Annotated in this window: 11 protein-coding genes; 4 read left to right on the forward strand and 7 right to left on the reverse strand. The window is 62.1% G+C overall.

Annotated features, from left to right (window positions below; genetic code table 11):
* Positions 1-1308: 1308 nt before the first annotated feature.
* On the reverse strand, positions 1309-2400 hold the full coding sequence (locus ACFJIU_RS19325; protein WP_379062580.1) for a glycosyltransferase family 4 protein: 1092 nt from the start codon (positions 2398-2400) through the stop codon (positions 1309-1311).
* A 183-nt stretch (positions 2401-2583) separates the two neighbouring features.
* Between ACFJIU_RS19325 and ACFJIU_RS19330 the strand changes: the two genes are divergently transcribed.
* A complete protein-coding gene (locus ACFJIU_RS19330; RefSeq protein WP_379062582.1) occupies positions 2584-4023 on the forward strand; it encodes a lipopolysaccharide biosynthesis protein in 1440 nt (479 codons plus the stop codon).
* A gap of 123 nt (positions 4024-4146) precedes the next feature.
* Here the strand turns inward: ACFJIU_RS19330 and ACFJIU_RS19335 are convergent, their stop codons facing one another.
* The 3 genes from ACFJIU_RS19335 to wecB are packed head-to-tail and all read right to left on the reverse strand — an operon-like array spanning position 4147 to position 7413.
* On the reverse strand, positions 4147-4950 hold the full coding sequence (locus ACFJIU_RS19335) for a WecB/TagA/CpsF family glycosyltransferase (protein WP_379062584.1): 804 nt from the start codon (positions 4948-4950) through the stop codon (positions 4147-4149).
* On the reverse strand, positions 4947-6266 hold the full coding sequence (gene wecC / locus ACFJIU_RS19340; protein WP_379062586.1) for a UDP-N-acetyl-D-mannosamine dehydrogenase: 1320 nt from the start codon (positions 6264-6266) through the stop codon (positions 4947-4949). The genes ACFJIU_RS19335 and wecC overlap by 4 nt, the downstream gene beginning before the upstream one ends.
* Positions 6259-7413: a non-hydrolyzing UDP-N-acetylglucosamine 2-epimerase gene (gene wecB / locus ACFJIU_RS19345; protein WP_379062588.1), complete on the reverse strand. Its 1155-nt coding sequence runs from the start codon at positions 7411-7413 to the stop codon at positions 6259-6261. Before wecB ends, wecC begins: the two co-directional genes overlap by 8 nt.
* Positions 7414-7660: 247 nt before the next feature.
* Between wecB and ACFJIU_RS19350 the strand changes: the two genes are divergently transcribed.
* Complete coding sequence (locus tag ACFJIU_RS19350) at positions 7661-9043, forward strand: hypothetical protein (RefSeq protein WP_379062590.1); 1383 nt, start codon at positions 7661-7663, stop codon at positions 9041-9043.
* Here ACFJIU_RS19350 and ACFJIU_RS19355 read toward each other — a convergent pair.
* On the reverse strand, positions 9040-10326 hold the full coding sequence (locus ACFJIU_RS19355; protein ID WP_379062592.1) for a VpsF family polysaccharide biosynthesis protein: 1287 nt from the start codon (positions 10324-10326) through the stop codon (positions 9040-9042). The two genes, ACFJIU_RS19350 and ACFJIU_RS19355, sit on opposite strands and share 4 nt — an antisense overlap.
* Before the next feature lie 162 nt (positions 10327-10488).
* Here ACFJIU_RS19355 and ACFJIU_RS19360 point away from each other — a divergent pair, with 162 nt between their 5' ends.
* Positions 10489-12054, forward strand: a complete 1566-nt coding sequence (locus ACFJIU_RS19360; protein ID WP_379062594.1) for a GumC family protein — start codon at positions 10489-10491, stop codon at positions 12052-12054.
* Positions 12055-12056: 2 nt separating this feature from the next.
* On the forward strand, positions 12057-13163 hold the full coding sequence (locus ACFJIU_RS19365) for a glycosyltransferase (RefSeq protein WP_379062596.1): 1107 nt from the start codon (positions 12057-12059) through the stop codon (positions 13161-13163).
* 21 nt (positions 13164-13184) lie between these two features.
* Here the strand turns inward: ACFJIU_RS19365 and doeB are convergent, their stop codons facing one another.
* Positions 13185-14222, reverse strand: coding sequence for a N(2)-acetyl-L-2,4-diaminobutanoate deacetylase DoeB (doeB, locus tag ACFJIU_RS19370; RefSeq protein WP_379062598.1), 1038 nt, complete (start codon positions 14220-14222; stop codon positions 13185-13187).
* Entirely contained in the window at positions 14180-15358 is a 1179-nt protein-coding gene (gene doeA, locus ACFJIU_RS19375; protein WP_379062600.1) for an ectoine hydrolase DoeA, read from the reverse strand. Before doeA ends, doeB begins: the two co-directional genes overlap by 43 nt.
* Positions 15359-15361 lie beyond the last annotated feature (3 nt).

The raw sequence follows: 15361 nt of genomic DNA on the forward strand, positions 1-15361 counted from the left end.
TCTGCCCATTCAGGTTGGCGATCAGGCGCCCGGCTGGATCGCCAACCGCCCCCTCGACCGGAATATAGCGAACCACCGCCTCGCCCGGCGTATCCTGATAGAACTGGAATTCCTGCAATCCCTCAAAGAAAATCGGATCTTCCGGCGCGAGCGACAAACTCACCACGTGGCTGCCGTCGGCAGCGATCAGATAATCGATGTTACGACGCGGCATGATGGCATCGACCAGCAGCCGCTGGCCGTTCTCGGCACTGGGCAGTTCGAGCAGCCGCGCACGATCCCCGGTATCGTAGCGGATGAACGGCATGCCGGTGGACAGGAAGCCGGTGCCGACGAGCCGTCCCAGCCTGCCAGGCTCCACAACGGGCGCATCATCGTCGTCGACCAGTTCCGCCAGCCCGTAAAGCGGATTGAATTCGTAACTGTCCATGCGTCCGGGCATTTCAACGGCGAACAGCGCTTTTTCACTCAGGCCGTAGAAACAGGCGAAAGGCACCTCGCCCAGCACGGACTGGATGCTGGCACGCTGGTGAGGGAAAAGGGGTTCGGAAATCGGCATGATGCCTTCGATGCGCAGTTTCGGTGTCCGGCCGAGCTTGCGCATATGCCGGCAGAACAACTCGATCGCCGAAGGATAGCCGTAGAGGAAGCGAATGCCGCGTTCATCGATCAGGTCGAGATACAAGGCGGCGTCCTTGACAGTCATCGGAAACACCGAAAGCCGTAGTTCGCGCAACGCCGGCTCCCACTCGTGCAGGCGTTTGCCCTGGGCGTCGAGGCCAAAGCCGCGGAAGCAGGCGCGTGCCGTCTGTTCGCCATAACCTATGCGCGACCACGCGTCATAGACGAAGGCGATCTCGCGGGTGCTGCGGTCCTTGTCCAGGTAGAAGACAAAGGGCTGCTCGGTGTGGTTTCCGCTGGTCGTGGCTTCGTCGAGGTTCGATGCAGGCTCCGCCAGCGCATCGTTGCCAGCATCGCGCAAGGCCTGCTTGGTGAGCACCGGCAGGCGGCTAAGGTCGGTGAGCTGCAGCGTCGCAAGGTCAAAGCCGGGACCAAAGGCCTTGTCGATCAAGCCACGATAGAACGGGCTACCCGCATGCGCTTTCTGCAGCAGCGCCCGCAGCGCGGCCAGATGCGCGTGCCCGGCATAGGCAGGATCCGCGGCCGCGTGGGCGATCTGTTCCCGCCACGAACGATAGGTCGCGCCGAACTTCATCGTGGTCGGGACACGCGCCACCAACGGCGCCAGAAGACGTCTCAGGGGTTCAGGACTGCGCACATAAGCGCCGCGCGCGATGTCGAGCAACTTCATGATCTCGCCTCCCCTCCGTTGCCGATCGACGCATCGTGCCACACGCGGCGCAATGCCATTGCGAACGGAGCAATTTCCAGCCGCTCGCGATGCACGGCCTTGGCGGCCTCGCCAAGGCGCGTCCGCAGAGCCGGATCTTCGATCAGGCGCGTCAGCGCTTTCGTCAGTGCCGCGACGTCGCCGGGGGGGACCAGCAAGCCATTCTGCTCATCGGTCACGATATCTTCCACCGCTCCGACCGGCGTCGTCACCACGGCGAGGCCGCTGGCCATGCCTTCGATGACCGATACAGGCAGATTTTCGGCAAAGGAGGGAAGTACCAGGATGTCGGCTGATGCGATCAGAGCCGCAACCTGATCGGGTCCAACCCATCCGGGAAGCTGGACACGGTCCATGAGGCCGAGTTCCGTCAGTCGCGCACGCGTCTCCTCGACCTCGCCGTCCCCGGCGATCGTGGCGCGCCAATGCCCGACGGACTTCATGTTCCCCAGGGCATCGCACAGTTGCGGCACGCCCTTGCGTTCGCCGATGCGCCCAAGGAACAGGATATGAATGCTGTCGCCGCCGCCAACATGCGCCAGCAAGGGAGTTTCAGTGGCGTTGGGCACGATGACGATGTTGCCGGCCGCACCGGACGCGCGACTGGCTATGAAGTCGCGCCACACCCTGCCTAGTACGACGACACGGCTGGCATGCTCGAACATGCTTCGGATGCGGCGGTCGAGAAAACCGCCATCTCCGCTCCAGAAAGACCGGTACTCCGCGCCGTGCAAATGCAGCACATAAGGAACACCGAGCATTCGCGCGCACCTGGCAATAACCAGCTTCCGGTAGGTGCTGCCCATGCTTGCGACGTTGATGTGGATGACATCGGCGCGCCCTGCAAGGCGGGCCGCGAGCATGCGCAGACAAAAACCGAGCGTGTAGAAGACCGAAAGTCCGACATGTCCCGGGCCGCGGGTCGCGATGAAGCGCACGTCGATGTCCGCGCTATCCTGCCGGTCGAGTTGCAGCTTGAGCGCGCCCATGAGCCGGTCGATGCCACCCTGCCCCAGGCCACCCGAGGGTGTTGCGACCAGGACATGCATTTTTTGATGGCTTGCGGAAGGCTGCAACATGACACCATTGCGGATAACACATGCGGACCAGCCATAAAGCAAAGGTCTCAAATAAAGCTTATGGCCAAAGTGATATGCTGTTCTTTAGTGCCATGATGCTGGATTTCCCGCCTCCCAACGGTTAATCAGGCGGAATTGTCCGGGAAAAACCCTTTGCTGCTTCGCTCAACGCTAATATACGCCCCGGCGATCCTGCTGACACGCATTTCCGCTTTGCTCCTGCTGGTCATCATGACCCGCATGATCGACCAGAACCACTATGGCCTGCTGACGCTGGTGGTTACGGTCGGCGAAATGACGGATGTCGCAGTCACCAGCTGGCTACGCATTTCACTGCTGAGACTCGGCGGCAAGGGCGACATCAGCAAGGGCAGCCTGATCCTGGCGGGACAGGTGCTTCTGGCCACGACGACCATTGCACTGGTTATCTCCGCGATTGCCTCGGTGCTCATCGTGCCGGAGCATTGGGGCGAGTTTGCCATAGCCGTGGGCAGCTACCTGATCGCCGGCTCCATCGGCCGCTTCGCCTTGACCATCCTGCAGATGCAGCAGCGGCATTCGGTCTATTCGATGCTCGAAGCCTTGCGCAGCCTGCTGCAGCTCGTCTTGCCGATCGCCGCAGTCTTCCTGTTCCAGCGCTCCTTCCTGGCGGTGTCCCTCGGCTCCAGCCTCGGCATGCTGATTGCCGGCATCACAGCGGGCATCGTCGCATCCCGACACATCGTTCCCGGCCCGTCGCGCTTCACGCGCCAGGAGTTTTTTGCCTTCGGCGCTCCCCTGGTCATCATGGCCCTGGTCGGCTTCGGGCTGAACAGCGCCGAGCGACTGTTCCTCAAGGTCTACTACGATGCCAGCGCCGTGGCGGTCTTCGCTGCGGCCTATGCATTGGCCCGGCAGCCGATCGACATGATTGCCAATGCAATCAACACCGGCGCTTTCCCGGAAGTGGTGAACCGCTTCGACGAAGAAGGGCCCGAGGCCTCAAGCCGCCTGCTGTCGCAACTCATGGCCCTGATGATGCGCCTTTGCCTGCCGGTCGCGGCAATGCTGGTGGCGCTCAGCACCGATATCACGCGGCTCATGCTGCCTGCGGATTATCATGGCCGCTTCGGCCTGCTGTTTCCGGTCATCGCCTTCAGCGTGCTGTGCGCCAATCTCGCGACGTTCGTCTACGGCGTCGTGGTGCACGCGCACAAGCGGCCGTGGTTGCTGATCATCGTCAATTTCGTCGGCTCGGTCGGGACGATCTCGCTGTCTTTCCTGCTGATCCCCACCATGGCGGAACTGGGTGCCGCCTTGGCTTTGGCGGGCGGATCGGTAGCGGCCCTGGCAAGCTGCATCGTCATCGCCCAGAGATTGACGCCGGTGCCCGTGCCGTGGCGCGACATCGGCGTCTCCGTCATCATTTCCGCGAGCACAGGCGTGGCTGCCGCACTCACCGCGGCGCTGCTCAGCCACGCACCGCCGATCCTGCCGCTGGCGGCAGGCGGCAGTGCCGGGACCGCGACGTTCTTTGCGCTGATCTGTATGTTCTATCCGAAAGAGGCGATGCTCTTCATCGACAAGGTCAAGGCGCGACTGCCGATCTCGTAGACCGGCGCGTAACCCTAGAGCGTTTTCACGGAAACGCTCTAGCTCTCTGTTTTTGCGCAATTTCGGACGGAGTTTTGCGCAGTTTCGGACGGAAAACCGTTACACACTTTTCCTGAAATTGCCCTAGGGTTTGGCGCCCCCGCGTATGCGACGATGCCAGAACTCCCGGCAGAGCAACCACGCATAGGCGGTATTGGTGTCGTAGTAACGACGCCACAGACGCCGAGGCTCCTGCGCGACACGAAACAGCCACTCCATGCCGAGGGCCTGAACCAGTTTCGGCGCCCGGGCGACCTTGCCGCCATAAACGTCGAAGCTGCCACCCACGCCCATGACGAAACTCGGCTTGAGCTCATCGCGGTAGCGCTTGAGGAAGCGCTCCTTCCTCGGCGTCGGCATCGCCACGAACAGGCAGTCCGCGCCTGAAGCGTTGATGGCCTGGACGACCTCCGGCTCTTCCTCGGCCTTGAAATAACCGTTGCGCTTGCCGGCAATGACCAGGTTCGGGTGATCGATAGCCAGCTGACTTTCCACCGCATCGAGAACGTGCTGTTCGGCCCCGAGAAGAAACGGCCGGTAACCCTTCTCCGCGCAGAGGGCGAGCACGTTGATCATGACATCGACGCCCGTGACCCGTTCCGGCAGGCTCACGCCGCAGAGCCTGGCGCCCCAGAGCACCCCCTTGCCGTCGACATTGATCAGATCCGCCGTGATCACATCATCGTGCAGTTCGGCATTCTTGCGCATGTTCACAAGCTTGGCGACGTTCACGACGACATGGTGCAGCGGTCGATGCGCGGCCATGGCCTCATCGGCGATGGCCAGCGTCTCGGCCATGGTCAGGGCATGAATGGGCGCATCGAGAAATTCCCGACGCCGTGATGCCAGCAGGGGATGCTGCGCCCATGCCGCATCATGCATGGTCATGCGGCCTCTCCGGTCCGCTCCAGCGCAGACTTCTTGCCTTCGATGCGGGCATCGGGCTTGCGCGCCTTGCGCCAGGTCCAGAGACCTCTGGTGTCGACCAGCTTCTTGTCCTTGAGCGCTTCGGGATCGACGAAATTGAATTGCCGATGATCGACCAGGAGGACGACGATGTCGGATTGATCGATGGCGGAAAGCGCGTCGGTGAATGCGATGTCGTGGCCTTCGAGCTCACGTGGCAGGGCACGTGCATTGGGCTCGGCCGCGACGATCTTGAGATTGGGTATCCTGGACAGAAGTTTCACCACCTCGACAGCCGGGCTTTCGCGCATGTCGTCGATGTTGGGTTTGAAGCTCAGGCCAAGACAGGCGATCGTCTGCTGACGGGTCGGGTCGAGCAACGCCTCGATGTCCTTCACCACCGAGAGCGGGCGCTCTGAATTGATGCGGCGCGCCGAGCTGATCAGCCGCGTGCTGTTGGGAGCGGCGTCGATGATGAAATACGGATCGACCGCGATGCAGTGGCCGCCAACGCCCGGGCTTGGCTGGAGAATATTCACGCGAGGATGCCGATTGGCGAGATCGATGACCTCCCAGACATTGAGCGACAGATCCTGGCACACCGCCGCGAGTTCGTTGGCGAAGGCGATGTTGACGTCTCGGAACGCATTTTCGGTCAGCTTCACGAGCTCCGCGCTTTCGGCCTGCGTTATGAAGAGGTCGCCGGCGACGAAGCTCGAATAAAGCGTGGCGGTTCGTTCCGACGACTTGCGTGACAGCCCGCCGATGGAACGGTCGTTGTTGATCAGCTCCGTCAGCACTTTTCCCGGCAGCACGCGCTCGGGAGAATAGGCCACGAACACGTCGGCCTCTTCGCCATGCGTAACAGGGAATTTGAGATCTGGCCGCAGCTCTGCAAGCAGGTTCGTCATGACGCGCGTCGTGCCGACCGGCGACGTCGATTCCAGCACGATGAGATCATCGCGCTTCAGCACCGGAGCGATGCTGCGCGCCGCCGCAAGCACATAGCTGACATCCGGCCTGTGGTCTTCGGTGATCGGGGTCGGAACGGCGATGATATAGGCGTCAGCCGGCTGAGGCGTGTTGAAGGCCTTGAGCTTGCCGTTGGCGACGACCTTCTGGATCAAACCGTCCAGATCGGGTTCAACGATGTGGATCTCGCCGCGATTGACCTTGGCCACCACCGCTTCGTTGACATCAATGCCAATGACATCGAACCCGCGGCTGGCAAAGATGGCGCAGGTCGGCAGGCCGATGTAGCCCATGCCGATAACGGAAACGGTTCTGATTTCAGCCATGGTGCTGTAGTTCCTCAATGATCCGGATCGCGGCGCGGCCATCGCCGTAGGGATTGTGTCGTTCCGTCATACCACGATAGACGCGCTCATCATCGAGCAAGCTATTGGCATTGGACAGAATTTTTTCGATGTCGGTGCCGACAAGCCGCGCGGTGCCCGCCGCGACCCCCTCCGGACGCTCGGTGTTTTCCCGCATCACCAGCACCGGCTTGCCAAGCGACGGCGCCTCTTCCTGCACGCCGCCGCTGTCGGTCAGCACCAGATAGCTCTGCTTCTGCAGATACAGGAACGGCAGATAGTCCTGTGGGTCGATCAGGTGGATGTTCGCCACTCCGCCCAGTTCCTTGTCGACCACCAACCGTACGTTGGGGTTCGGGTGGACCGGGTAGACGATCTGTACGTCCTTGCGCATTGCCAGCGTCTTCAGCGCACTGCAGATACGCTGAATGCCGCCGTCAAAGTTCTCCCGCCGGTGACCGGTGACGAGGATCATCTTCCTTGTCGGGTCGATGAACGGAAAACGCGCGGCAAGCCTGGCGTTCATCTCCGTGTCGGCATCGATCTCGCTGGAGAAATGCAGCAGCGTGTCGATGACCGTGTTGCCAGTCACGAAGATCGTATCGGCGGCCTTTCCTTCGGCAAGCAGATTGTCTCGGGCTTCGGCGGTGGGCGCGAAATGCCAGGTGGCGATGTCGCCGGCGATCTTGCGGTTTAGTTCCTCGGGAAAGGGGGAATTGATGTTGTGGCTGCGCAATCCGGCTTCGATGTGGGCGACGGGAATGCGCTTGTAGAAAGCGGCCAGCGCCGCAGTCATCGCGGTGGTGGTGTCACCTTGCACGAGCACGATGTCCGGCTTGGACTTGTCGAGCACATCGGCCATCCCGAGAAGCACGCGCGACGTCACGTCGAACAAGGTCTGGCCGGGTTGCATGATGTCAAGATCGTGGTGCACCGGCAGGCCGGTCAGATCGATGACTTGCGCCACCATCTCGCGATGCTGGCCGGTGACGCAGATCTCGGTTGTGAAGTCCGGGTGGGCCAGTGCAGCACGCGCAACCGGAAAGCATTTAAGCGCTTCAGGCCTGGTGCCGAACACGATCAACAGTTTTCGTTTGCCGTGCGACTTGGAATGCGAAACAGTGCTCATGGTTGACCTTGGCCGCCAAGGTCCGCGTTGCCGCCCAACCCTGTGACAATAGCGTCAGCAAGCGTCTCCCCAGTGGAAAATATTACCACTTGATTAATGGCGATTCCCATGCCCCCTCGAGTATCCCTTGCTAAGAACTATACCTGCAGATATCAAAACAGAGTCACTTTAAAGAGAATACCTGGGCTTGGGTAACATTTTAATTATCAGCCACGCCGGCTCGTCCCGGCGCTGGGAAAATGAGCTTATGCAACGGCTGGGCGCGTCAGGCCATGTCGTCTCGAGCCGGCCTGCGATGGCGGCTGCGCCCAGAACTTTGGCGCTCGATGCCGTCCTGGCCATCGAGAGTTGTCGGTACGGTTCTTCATTGGCAACGCGCACAAAACCGCTACCTTCCGTCGATCGCGGTGCACCGGATCTCGTCATCGACCTCACGGCCTCTGCCACGGCACAAGCTGCTCCAATCCTGACGCTCGAGTTCTGCGGCAGGAGCACCTTTCCTGCTGGCATCACCGCTTTCCTGGCGGGCGGCCCCTCGGCTGAACTTGCCGCCCGTCTCGACGGCGTTGTCGTGGCGCGGGCGCGCCCGATGCTCTCGGATAAATTCTGGCTTTCCCGGACATCGAACGACCTGCTTGCCGGCGCCATATCGCTGATCATGCAGAGCGTTGCCCGTTTCTTTGCAGGCAAGATCGAGCCGATCGCCGACAGCGAGCCATCTTCCGGAAAGGACGGCAGCTTCATCCGCCATGCGGTGCCATATTTCTGCAAGGGCGTGGTCAACCGCGCCGTGCAGAAATACCAGCAAAGACGACGTCCGTTCTACTGGCAGGTTGCCTACCGGCTGATCGATGGGCCGGGGGTTGCCGAAGTCGGAAAACTGGACGGCTCACCATTCAGCGTCCTTCCCGACGACGGCGAACGTTTCTACGCAGACCCGTTTGTCTTCGAACACGATGGCCGCCACTTCCTCTTTGTGGAGGAGTTTCCCTATGCGACGGGCCGCGGCGTGATTTCCGTCGCCGAGCTTGGCGACGACGGCACGTTCGGCGTTCCACGGATCGTACTCAAGGAAAAACACCACCTGTCCTATCCGCAGGTGTTCGCCCGCGATGGCGAGATTTTCATGATCCCCGAAAGCGGTTCGGCGCGCGAAGTCGTGCTCTACCGTGCCGAGCAGTTTCCCGATCGATGGGTCCGCGACACGGTGTTGATGAAGGACAGCGATTTCAATGATGCGACGCTGCTCGAAGCCAACGGTCGCTTCTGGCTGCTGGGGACCGAACGATACGGCTTCGGCAGCGCGTCGGATACATTGGCCGTCTACAGCGCACCTTCGCTGCGCGGTCCATGGGCCGCGCATGCGCTGAACCCGATCGCCGTCGATCACTCGGCAGCCCGGCCCGGCGGCGCCATTTTCCGTCACGGCGCAAAGCTGGTGTTGCCGGTACAGGATGGCTCGCGCGCCTATGGCGGCGGTCTTGGCCTGATGAGCCTGGACCAGCTGGACGAGAGCGATGTCCGCTTCTCGACACCGCGTCCGATCTGCCCCGGACCGGCATGGGCACGTGCCGGCATCCATACGCTCAACCGCGCAGGTCGTGTCGAAGTCGTGGACAGCGCCGGCTAGGATCGAACGCGGGCCTGTTCGAAGGTAACGGCCGGCGGAACCTCCTGCTGCTTCCTGGTGGCAATCAGCAAGACCACCATGATCGTCACATCCGGCGTCTTCGACGACAGGGCGTTGTTCGACAGCGAAGCAAGCAGGAAGACGGTGGTGGCGACCCTCGCCGGCAGTGGCGCTTCACGCAGCAGCTTGAAGATCAGCCAGAGAATCAAAATGAAGAAGAGTATGGCTATCGGCACGCCGAACAGCAGGCCGAAGACTACTGGAGCGCTCTCGATATGGGGCAGCCCCAGCTGCTCGTTGACGATCCTCAGCAGCTCGTTGGCGTCCATCCCAAACAGGATGTCCTTCCAGCTGACCAGTCCGAAAACCTGGTAGATCGTCACGCGCGCCATGAAGTTCGCGTCGAAGATGGTGTTGTCGAACCGGCTCAGGAGGCCGGCCGACAACATGACGGCAACCATCGCCACGCCAATGACCGCGGTGAACAGCAGCACGACGAATTTGGCTTCGCGTTGATGCTCGTTCGTCAGCCGAGGCCAGCGCACGAACATCAGGAGTATGAAGATCTCGCCCACGGTCAGGATCAGGGCCGTGCGCGCGCCCGACGCGGCGGTGCCGACAAACAGGATCAGGATGGCGAGCACCCGAACCCATATGCGCCAGCGGGTCGATGCGACGAAGCCTATGGCGATGGCGCACTGCCCGCCCAATGACAGTGGATGTCCAGCCAACCCGATCGGCCTGAACACCGGTTCGCTCTCGGTGAAGGGCAAAAGTCGATGCTGGGTGGCAACTTCCATGATGCCGATCGCGGCGCTCAGGATCAGCGTCGCGAGCACCACGTCCCCCAAGGCTCGTCGAGTGTCCTCGTTCAGGGCCAGCATCATCAGACCCGCGGCACCGGCCACCAGATAGGTGTCGACCACAAAACCCGACGCACCTGCGCGGCCAGCAGCGAAGAGATAGGGCACCAGCACGAAGACCAGCACCGAATAGCGGAGCAATGCCTTGAACACGCTGATCTCGTCGCCGCGCAGCAGGAAGGGTCGGCTGAAGAGAACAAGCGCGCACAGGAAGAAGATGGCGTAGGTGCCGAGATGGAGCTTCTGATAGAAGGGCCCGCCGTCTTCCGTGTAGTTGACGACCATGTTCATCAATTGCTGCGATACGGTGAAGCGGATCAGCAATGCGGCGGCCGCGCACAGAAAAAACAGAAGTGTCAGCGCGTTCTGACGGCGCATCCGGCTGGATTGCTGTTCCGATCCGGCAGTCAGGCTGCTCATAGCCTATTCCAATTCACACGATGGTCCAGCAACCGGATCCGCAGGTTCGCCGGATGGTCATGACACGCCGGTTATCAAGTTATGTCCAAACATGGAAAATAAAATGTTAACGATGTTTCTGTAAGCCATCTATGCGAGATGAAGAATAGCAAGGGTTAGCAAATGTCCGCCGGTACCCGTCCTCCTACCTCTGCGGCGGACGCCGGCATCAGCCCGTACGAGCGGATCGAAAACGCGCGCCGTGCCAGCGCAGCGAAGCTCCAGCAAGGTACCTCGAGCGCAGCGCGTGCCCTTACGTCCCCTGAACCACATGCGCCACAGCCTCAGGCGGCCGTTCCGGTCGCAACGGTGACGCTGGACAAGATCGGGACTTTCCTCGAGCTCGATTTCCGGCGCCTGTTTGTCTGGCTGCGCTCCGGTCTGCTCCTTGCATTCCTGCTGGCGATTGTCGGCGCGATCGTCGGCGGCGCTTATTCGATGCTGGGCAAGCAGCTGTATACGGTCAACACGGATATCCTGATCAATCCCGCCAATCTGCAGGTCATCCAGAATGACCTCTACCCTCAATCGGGCCAGGTCGACGGCCAGATCCTGAGCACACGCAGTAAGCAGCGTATCATGACGTCGGGAAGCGTGCTTTCCCGCGTCGTCGATGAGCTTGAACTCTTCAACGACCCCGAATTCTTCGATGCCAGCCGAAGCGCCGGCAAAGCCAACGCCCCCAAAGCGGACCCGAAACTGGCCGCGCAGAAAAGCCTCGCGCTGAAGGTCAAGACGAGCGGGGACGAGAGGTCGTTCGTGACGACGCTTACCGTATCGGCGCAAACCCCGGAAAAAGCCGTCGAGATCTCACAATCCATCGTCAAGCATTTCCAGGAAGAACTGGCAAGCGCCGAGGCTTCCGGCGCCAATCGCGCCGCCACGGCTCTCGATGCACGGCTCGGCCAGCTCAAGAGCGACGTGCAGGCCGCCGAAGAGAAAGTCGAGGCCTACAGGCGCAGCCACAGCCTGTCTTCCAGCAACGGCCAGCTTGTCAGCTCCCAGACGATGACGCAGCTCAACAGCCAGATCGTCGAGGAACAGTCGCGCGTCGTCGCCGCGCAGGCGAACTACGATGCCCTGGTCGCCTCGGGCATCAATGGAACCCCCTCCGCCCCCGAAACGTCCGAGGCGCTTGCCGCACTGCGTGACAGGGCAAACGGACTGCGGCAGCAGATCGATTCACAGGCGATGACGTTCGGGCCCCGCCATCCGACGATCGTCCGTCTCAAGACGGAATTGGTGACAGTGGACTCGCAACTGAGAGCCGAATACGCGCGCACCGTCGACCAGGCCAAGGTCAATCTGAGCAGGACCAAGGCGTCACTGGCTTCGCTCAACGCCAAGATGAATGACCTGAAGGGCCGGGTCTTCGCCGACAACGAATCGGAGGTCGCTTTGCGCGAGCTTCTACGGGACGCGACGTCGAAGACGGCGATCTATGAGAGCTTCCTGTCGCGCGCACGGCAGATCACCGAGCGCGAGCAGATCGACACCACCAACGTCCAGGTGATCTCCACGGCAGTGCCCCCCAACAAGCGCTCATGGCCACCCAGCACGACGATCCTGGTCGGCGCGGGAGCTGTCGGCGGCTTTGGCCTTGGCATGCTGCTTGCCATCGCCTGGGGCATCCTGCGCGACATGCGCCGTCCGCCCAGCCGCCGGGAACCCAACATCGCTGGCGCCTGAACATGGCAAAGCGCATCGTTTTCCACATTGCCAGCCTGAGGGGCGGCGGCGCCGAGCGCGTCTTCGTCCTCATGGCCAATGAGCTGGCGTCCCGTGGTCACGACGTCACGCTGTTTACCTGGAATGCCGAAGGTCCCAATGCTGCCTTGCGCTCGCCCGCGGTAAAGCTGATCGACCTTGGTTTTGCCATTCGCGGCGAAAGCTACAGCAAGGCGGACACGCTGAAAGGCGTGGTAAAAGGAGTACGCCTGCTCAAGCGGCTGGCTCCCGACGCGGTGTTCAGCGCTCCCGAATTCGCCAATCTGCTCATGGCGGTGGCACTGTTGCTGGCACGCAGCCGGGCCAAGTTCTTTCCAAGCTTTCATGCCGCGGCTTCGCACACATCCGACAGGATCGGGGCGAGACTGGCGGGCTATCTCTCTTCGCTGGTGGCGGCACGCGCCACCAGCGCCATCGCTGTTTCCGAGGGTGTCGGTGGCGACCTGGTGGCGAATGGCTTTTCCAGATCCAAAGTGACCGTGATCAACAACCCACTGCCACCGCCGGCCCAACGCCAGGAGCACAATTATCCTTGGCAAGCAAAACTGAAGAGCATGGGCGGCGGTCCGGTCATCGTCACCGCGGGACGCCTCGTTGCGGTCAAGGACCATCTGACCTTGCTGCGAGCCTTTGCCAAGCTGCGCGCCAGCCGGCTTGCCCGTCTCGTCATCTTCGGCGAAGGTCCGCTGGAAGCTGAACTGCGCGCCTATGCCGGGGAAACCGGGATCGCGCAGGACGTGCTGTTTGCCGGCTACGTCGAAAACCCCGCGGCCTGCTACGCTGTTGCCAACCTGTTTGCGCTGTCATCGACAAGCGAAGGCTTCGGCAATGTCCTGGTCGAAGCCATGGCTGCCGGTGTCCCGGTCGTTTCCACCGATGCGCCGCACGGCCCCCGCGAGATTCTTGGCGATGGCCGTTTCGGCATCCTCGTGCCGGTCGGTGACGCCGACGCCCTGGCGGAAGCCATGGTCAGGATGCTCGACCAGCCAACCTCCGCCGCGACCCTGTCAGGCAGGGCCGCGGATTTCACGATCGAAAAGATCGGCGACCGTTACGAAGCACTGCTCTAGACGGGCCTGTGGACGGGTTCGTCACTCCGCGACAGCCACCACCGACACGCAATCCCCAGCCTTGACCAGTCCAGGAAAATGACGGGCTGTCAGCAGGCCGGAAATCTTCGCCCTGATTTCCTGCGGCGCCTGCCCGGTGCGGCCGGTCGAATGGATGCGCGCGACGACGGCACCTGCTTCTATCGGTTCGCCGAGATCGACCATCGTCTCGATCATGCCGTCCTCCTCCGCAAAGCAGAAGCAGTCGCCGGAAGGCATGTCGAGCCAACGTGTCGGCAGCTTCTCGACAGCACCCTCCACGATGCCCTCGTGGCGCAGCACGTTCAGGATGCCGCGCCTGGCGATGCGCACCGTTTCGGCGCGTGAGGTGCCGCCGCCGCCGAGTTCGGTGGTGACAAAGACCTTGCCCATCTCCTCGGCCGCACTGTCGTACATGCCGACCGCATCGATCTCCAGCATCTTCATCGAAAAGGGCGCCGAGAAGGCTTCGACGGCCGCGAAGGCGCGTGCCTCCTGTTTCTTGTCCGGCAGGATATGCGCGGCGCAGAACGGCACGAAATCCAGCGTGCGCCCGCCGGAATGGAAGTCGAAGACGACGTCCGCGCGCGGCAGCAGTTCACGCTGGAAATAGTCGGCGATCTTCTCGGTGACCGTGCCATCGGGACGGCCGGGGAAGCTGCGGTTCATGTTGCCCTTGTCGATCGGCGAGGTCCGCGTGCCGGCCCGGAAGGCCGGATAGTTCATCGCCGGCACGATGATCAACGTGCCCGAGACCGCTCTCAGGTCGAGCGTGCGGGCAAGCTCGTAGAGGGCGAGAGGCCCTTCATATTCGTCGCCATGGTTGCCGCCAGTAAGCAAGGCCGTCGGGCCGCTGCCATTCTTCACCACGCAGATCGGGATCATCACCGAGCCCCAGGCGGAGTCGTCGCGGCTGTAGGGCAGGCGCAGGAAGCCGTGCTGGACTCCATCGCGACCGAAGTCGACAGACGCGGAAATGGGAGAAGGCCGCGACATCGTCAGTCCTTCACCACCAGCTTGCGCGGTACGTTGGCCAGGCATTCGACCCCGGTCTCCGTGATCAGGATCGATTCCGTGATCTCCAGTCCCATCGTCTCCAGCCACAGTCCGGTCATGAAATGGAAGGTCATGCCGGGCTTGAGCTCGGTGCGGTCGCCGGGGCGCAGGCTCATGGTGCGCTCGCCCCAGTCCGGCGGATAGGAGATGCCGATCGGATAGCCGGTACGGTTGTCCTTGACGATGCCGTACCTCTTCAACACCGCGAAGAAAGCATTGGCAATGTCCTCGCAGGTGTTGCCCGGCTTCGCTGCCGCCAACCCGGCTTCCATGCCTTCGAGCGTCGCCTTCTCGGCGTCCAGGAACGCCTGCGTCGGTTTGCCGAGGAAGACGGTGCGAGACAGCGGGCAATGATAGCGGTGATAGCAGCCGGCGATCTCGAAGAAGGTGCCCTCGCCCGCCTTCATTGGCTTGTCGTCCCAGGTGAGGTGCGGCGCGGAGGCATCCTCGCCCGACGGCAGCAACGGCACGATCGCCGGATAATCACCGCCAAAGCCATCGGCGCCGCGGATGCCCGCGTCATAGATTTCAGCTACGAGATCGCATTTGCGCATGCCGACTTCGATCCTGTCGGCGATGCGCTGATGCATCGCTTCCACGATGCGCGCGGCCTTGCGCATGTAGTCGATCTCGGTGGCACTCTTGACCGCGCGCTGCCAGTTGACCAGCGCAGTCGCATCGACAAAGCGGGCATTGGGCAGGTGCTGCTGCAGCGACGCGAAGGCCTTGGCCGAGAACCAGTAATTGTCCATTTCGACGCCGATCCGCTTGCCATCCCAGCCGCGCTTCGCAAGCAGGCCGGCGAGATAGTCCATCGGGTGGCGCTCGGTCGACTGCACATAGTGGTCGGCATAACCGATGATGTTGTCGTGGTTCAGGTAGGCGGTGCGCTTGGCGCCGTTGGCATCCTGGCCACGCCCGTACCAGATCGGCTCGCCATCCGGCGGCACGATCACGGCCTGATGCACATAGAAGGACCAGCCGTCATAGCCTGTCAGCCAGGCCATGTTGGAAGGGTCGGAGCAGATCAGCACGTCGACACCCTTGGCCTCCATGGCCGCGCGCGTCTTTGCGAGGCGCTCCGCATACTCCTCGCGCGAAAACTTCAAATTGGGCTGCATTCT

Origin of the sequence: Mesorhizobium sp. UC74_2, assembly GCF_042701485.1 — a bacterium.
Taxonomy (GTDB): Bacteria; Pseudomonadota; Alphaproteobacteria; order Rhizobiales; family Rhizobiaceae; genus Mesorhizobium.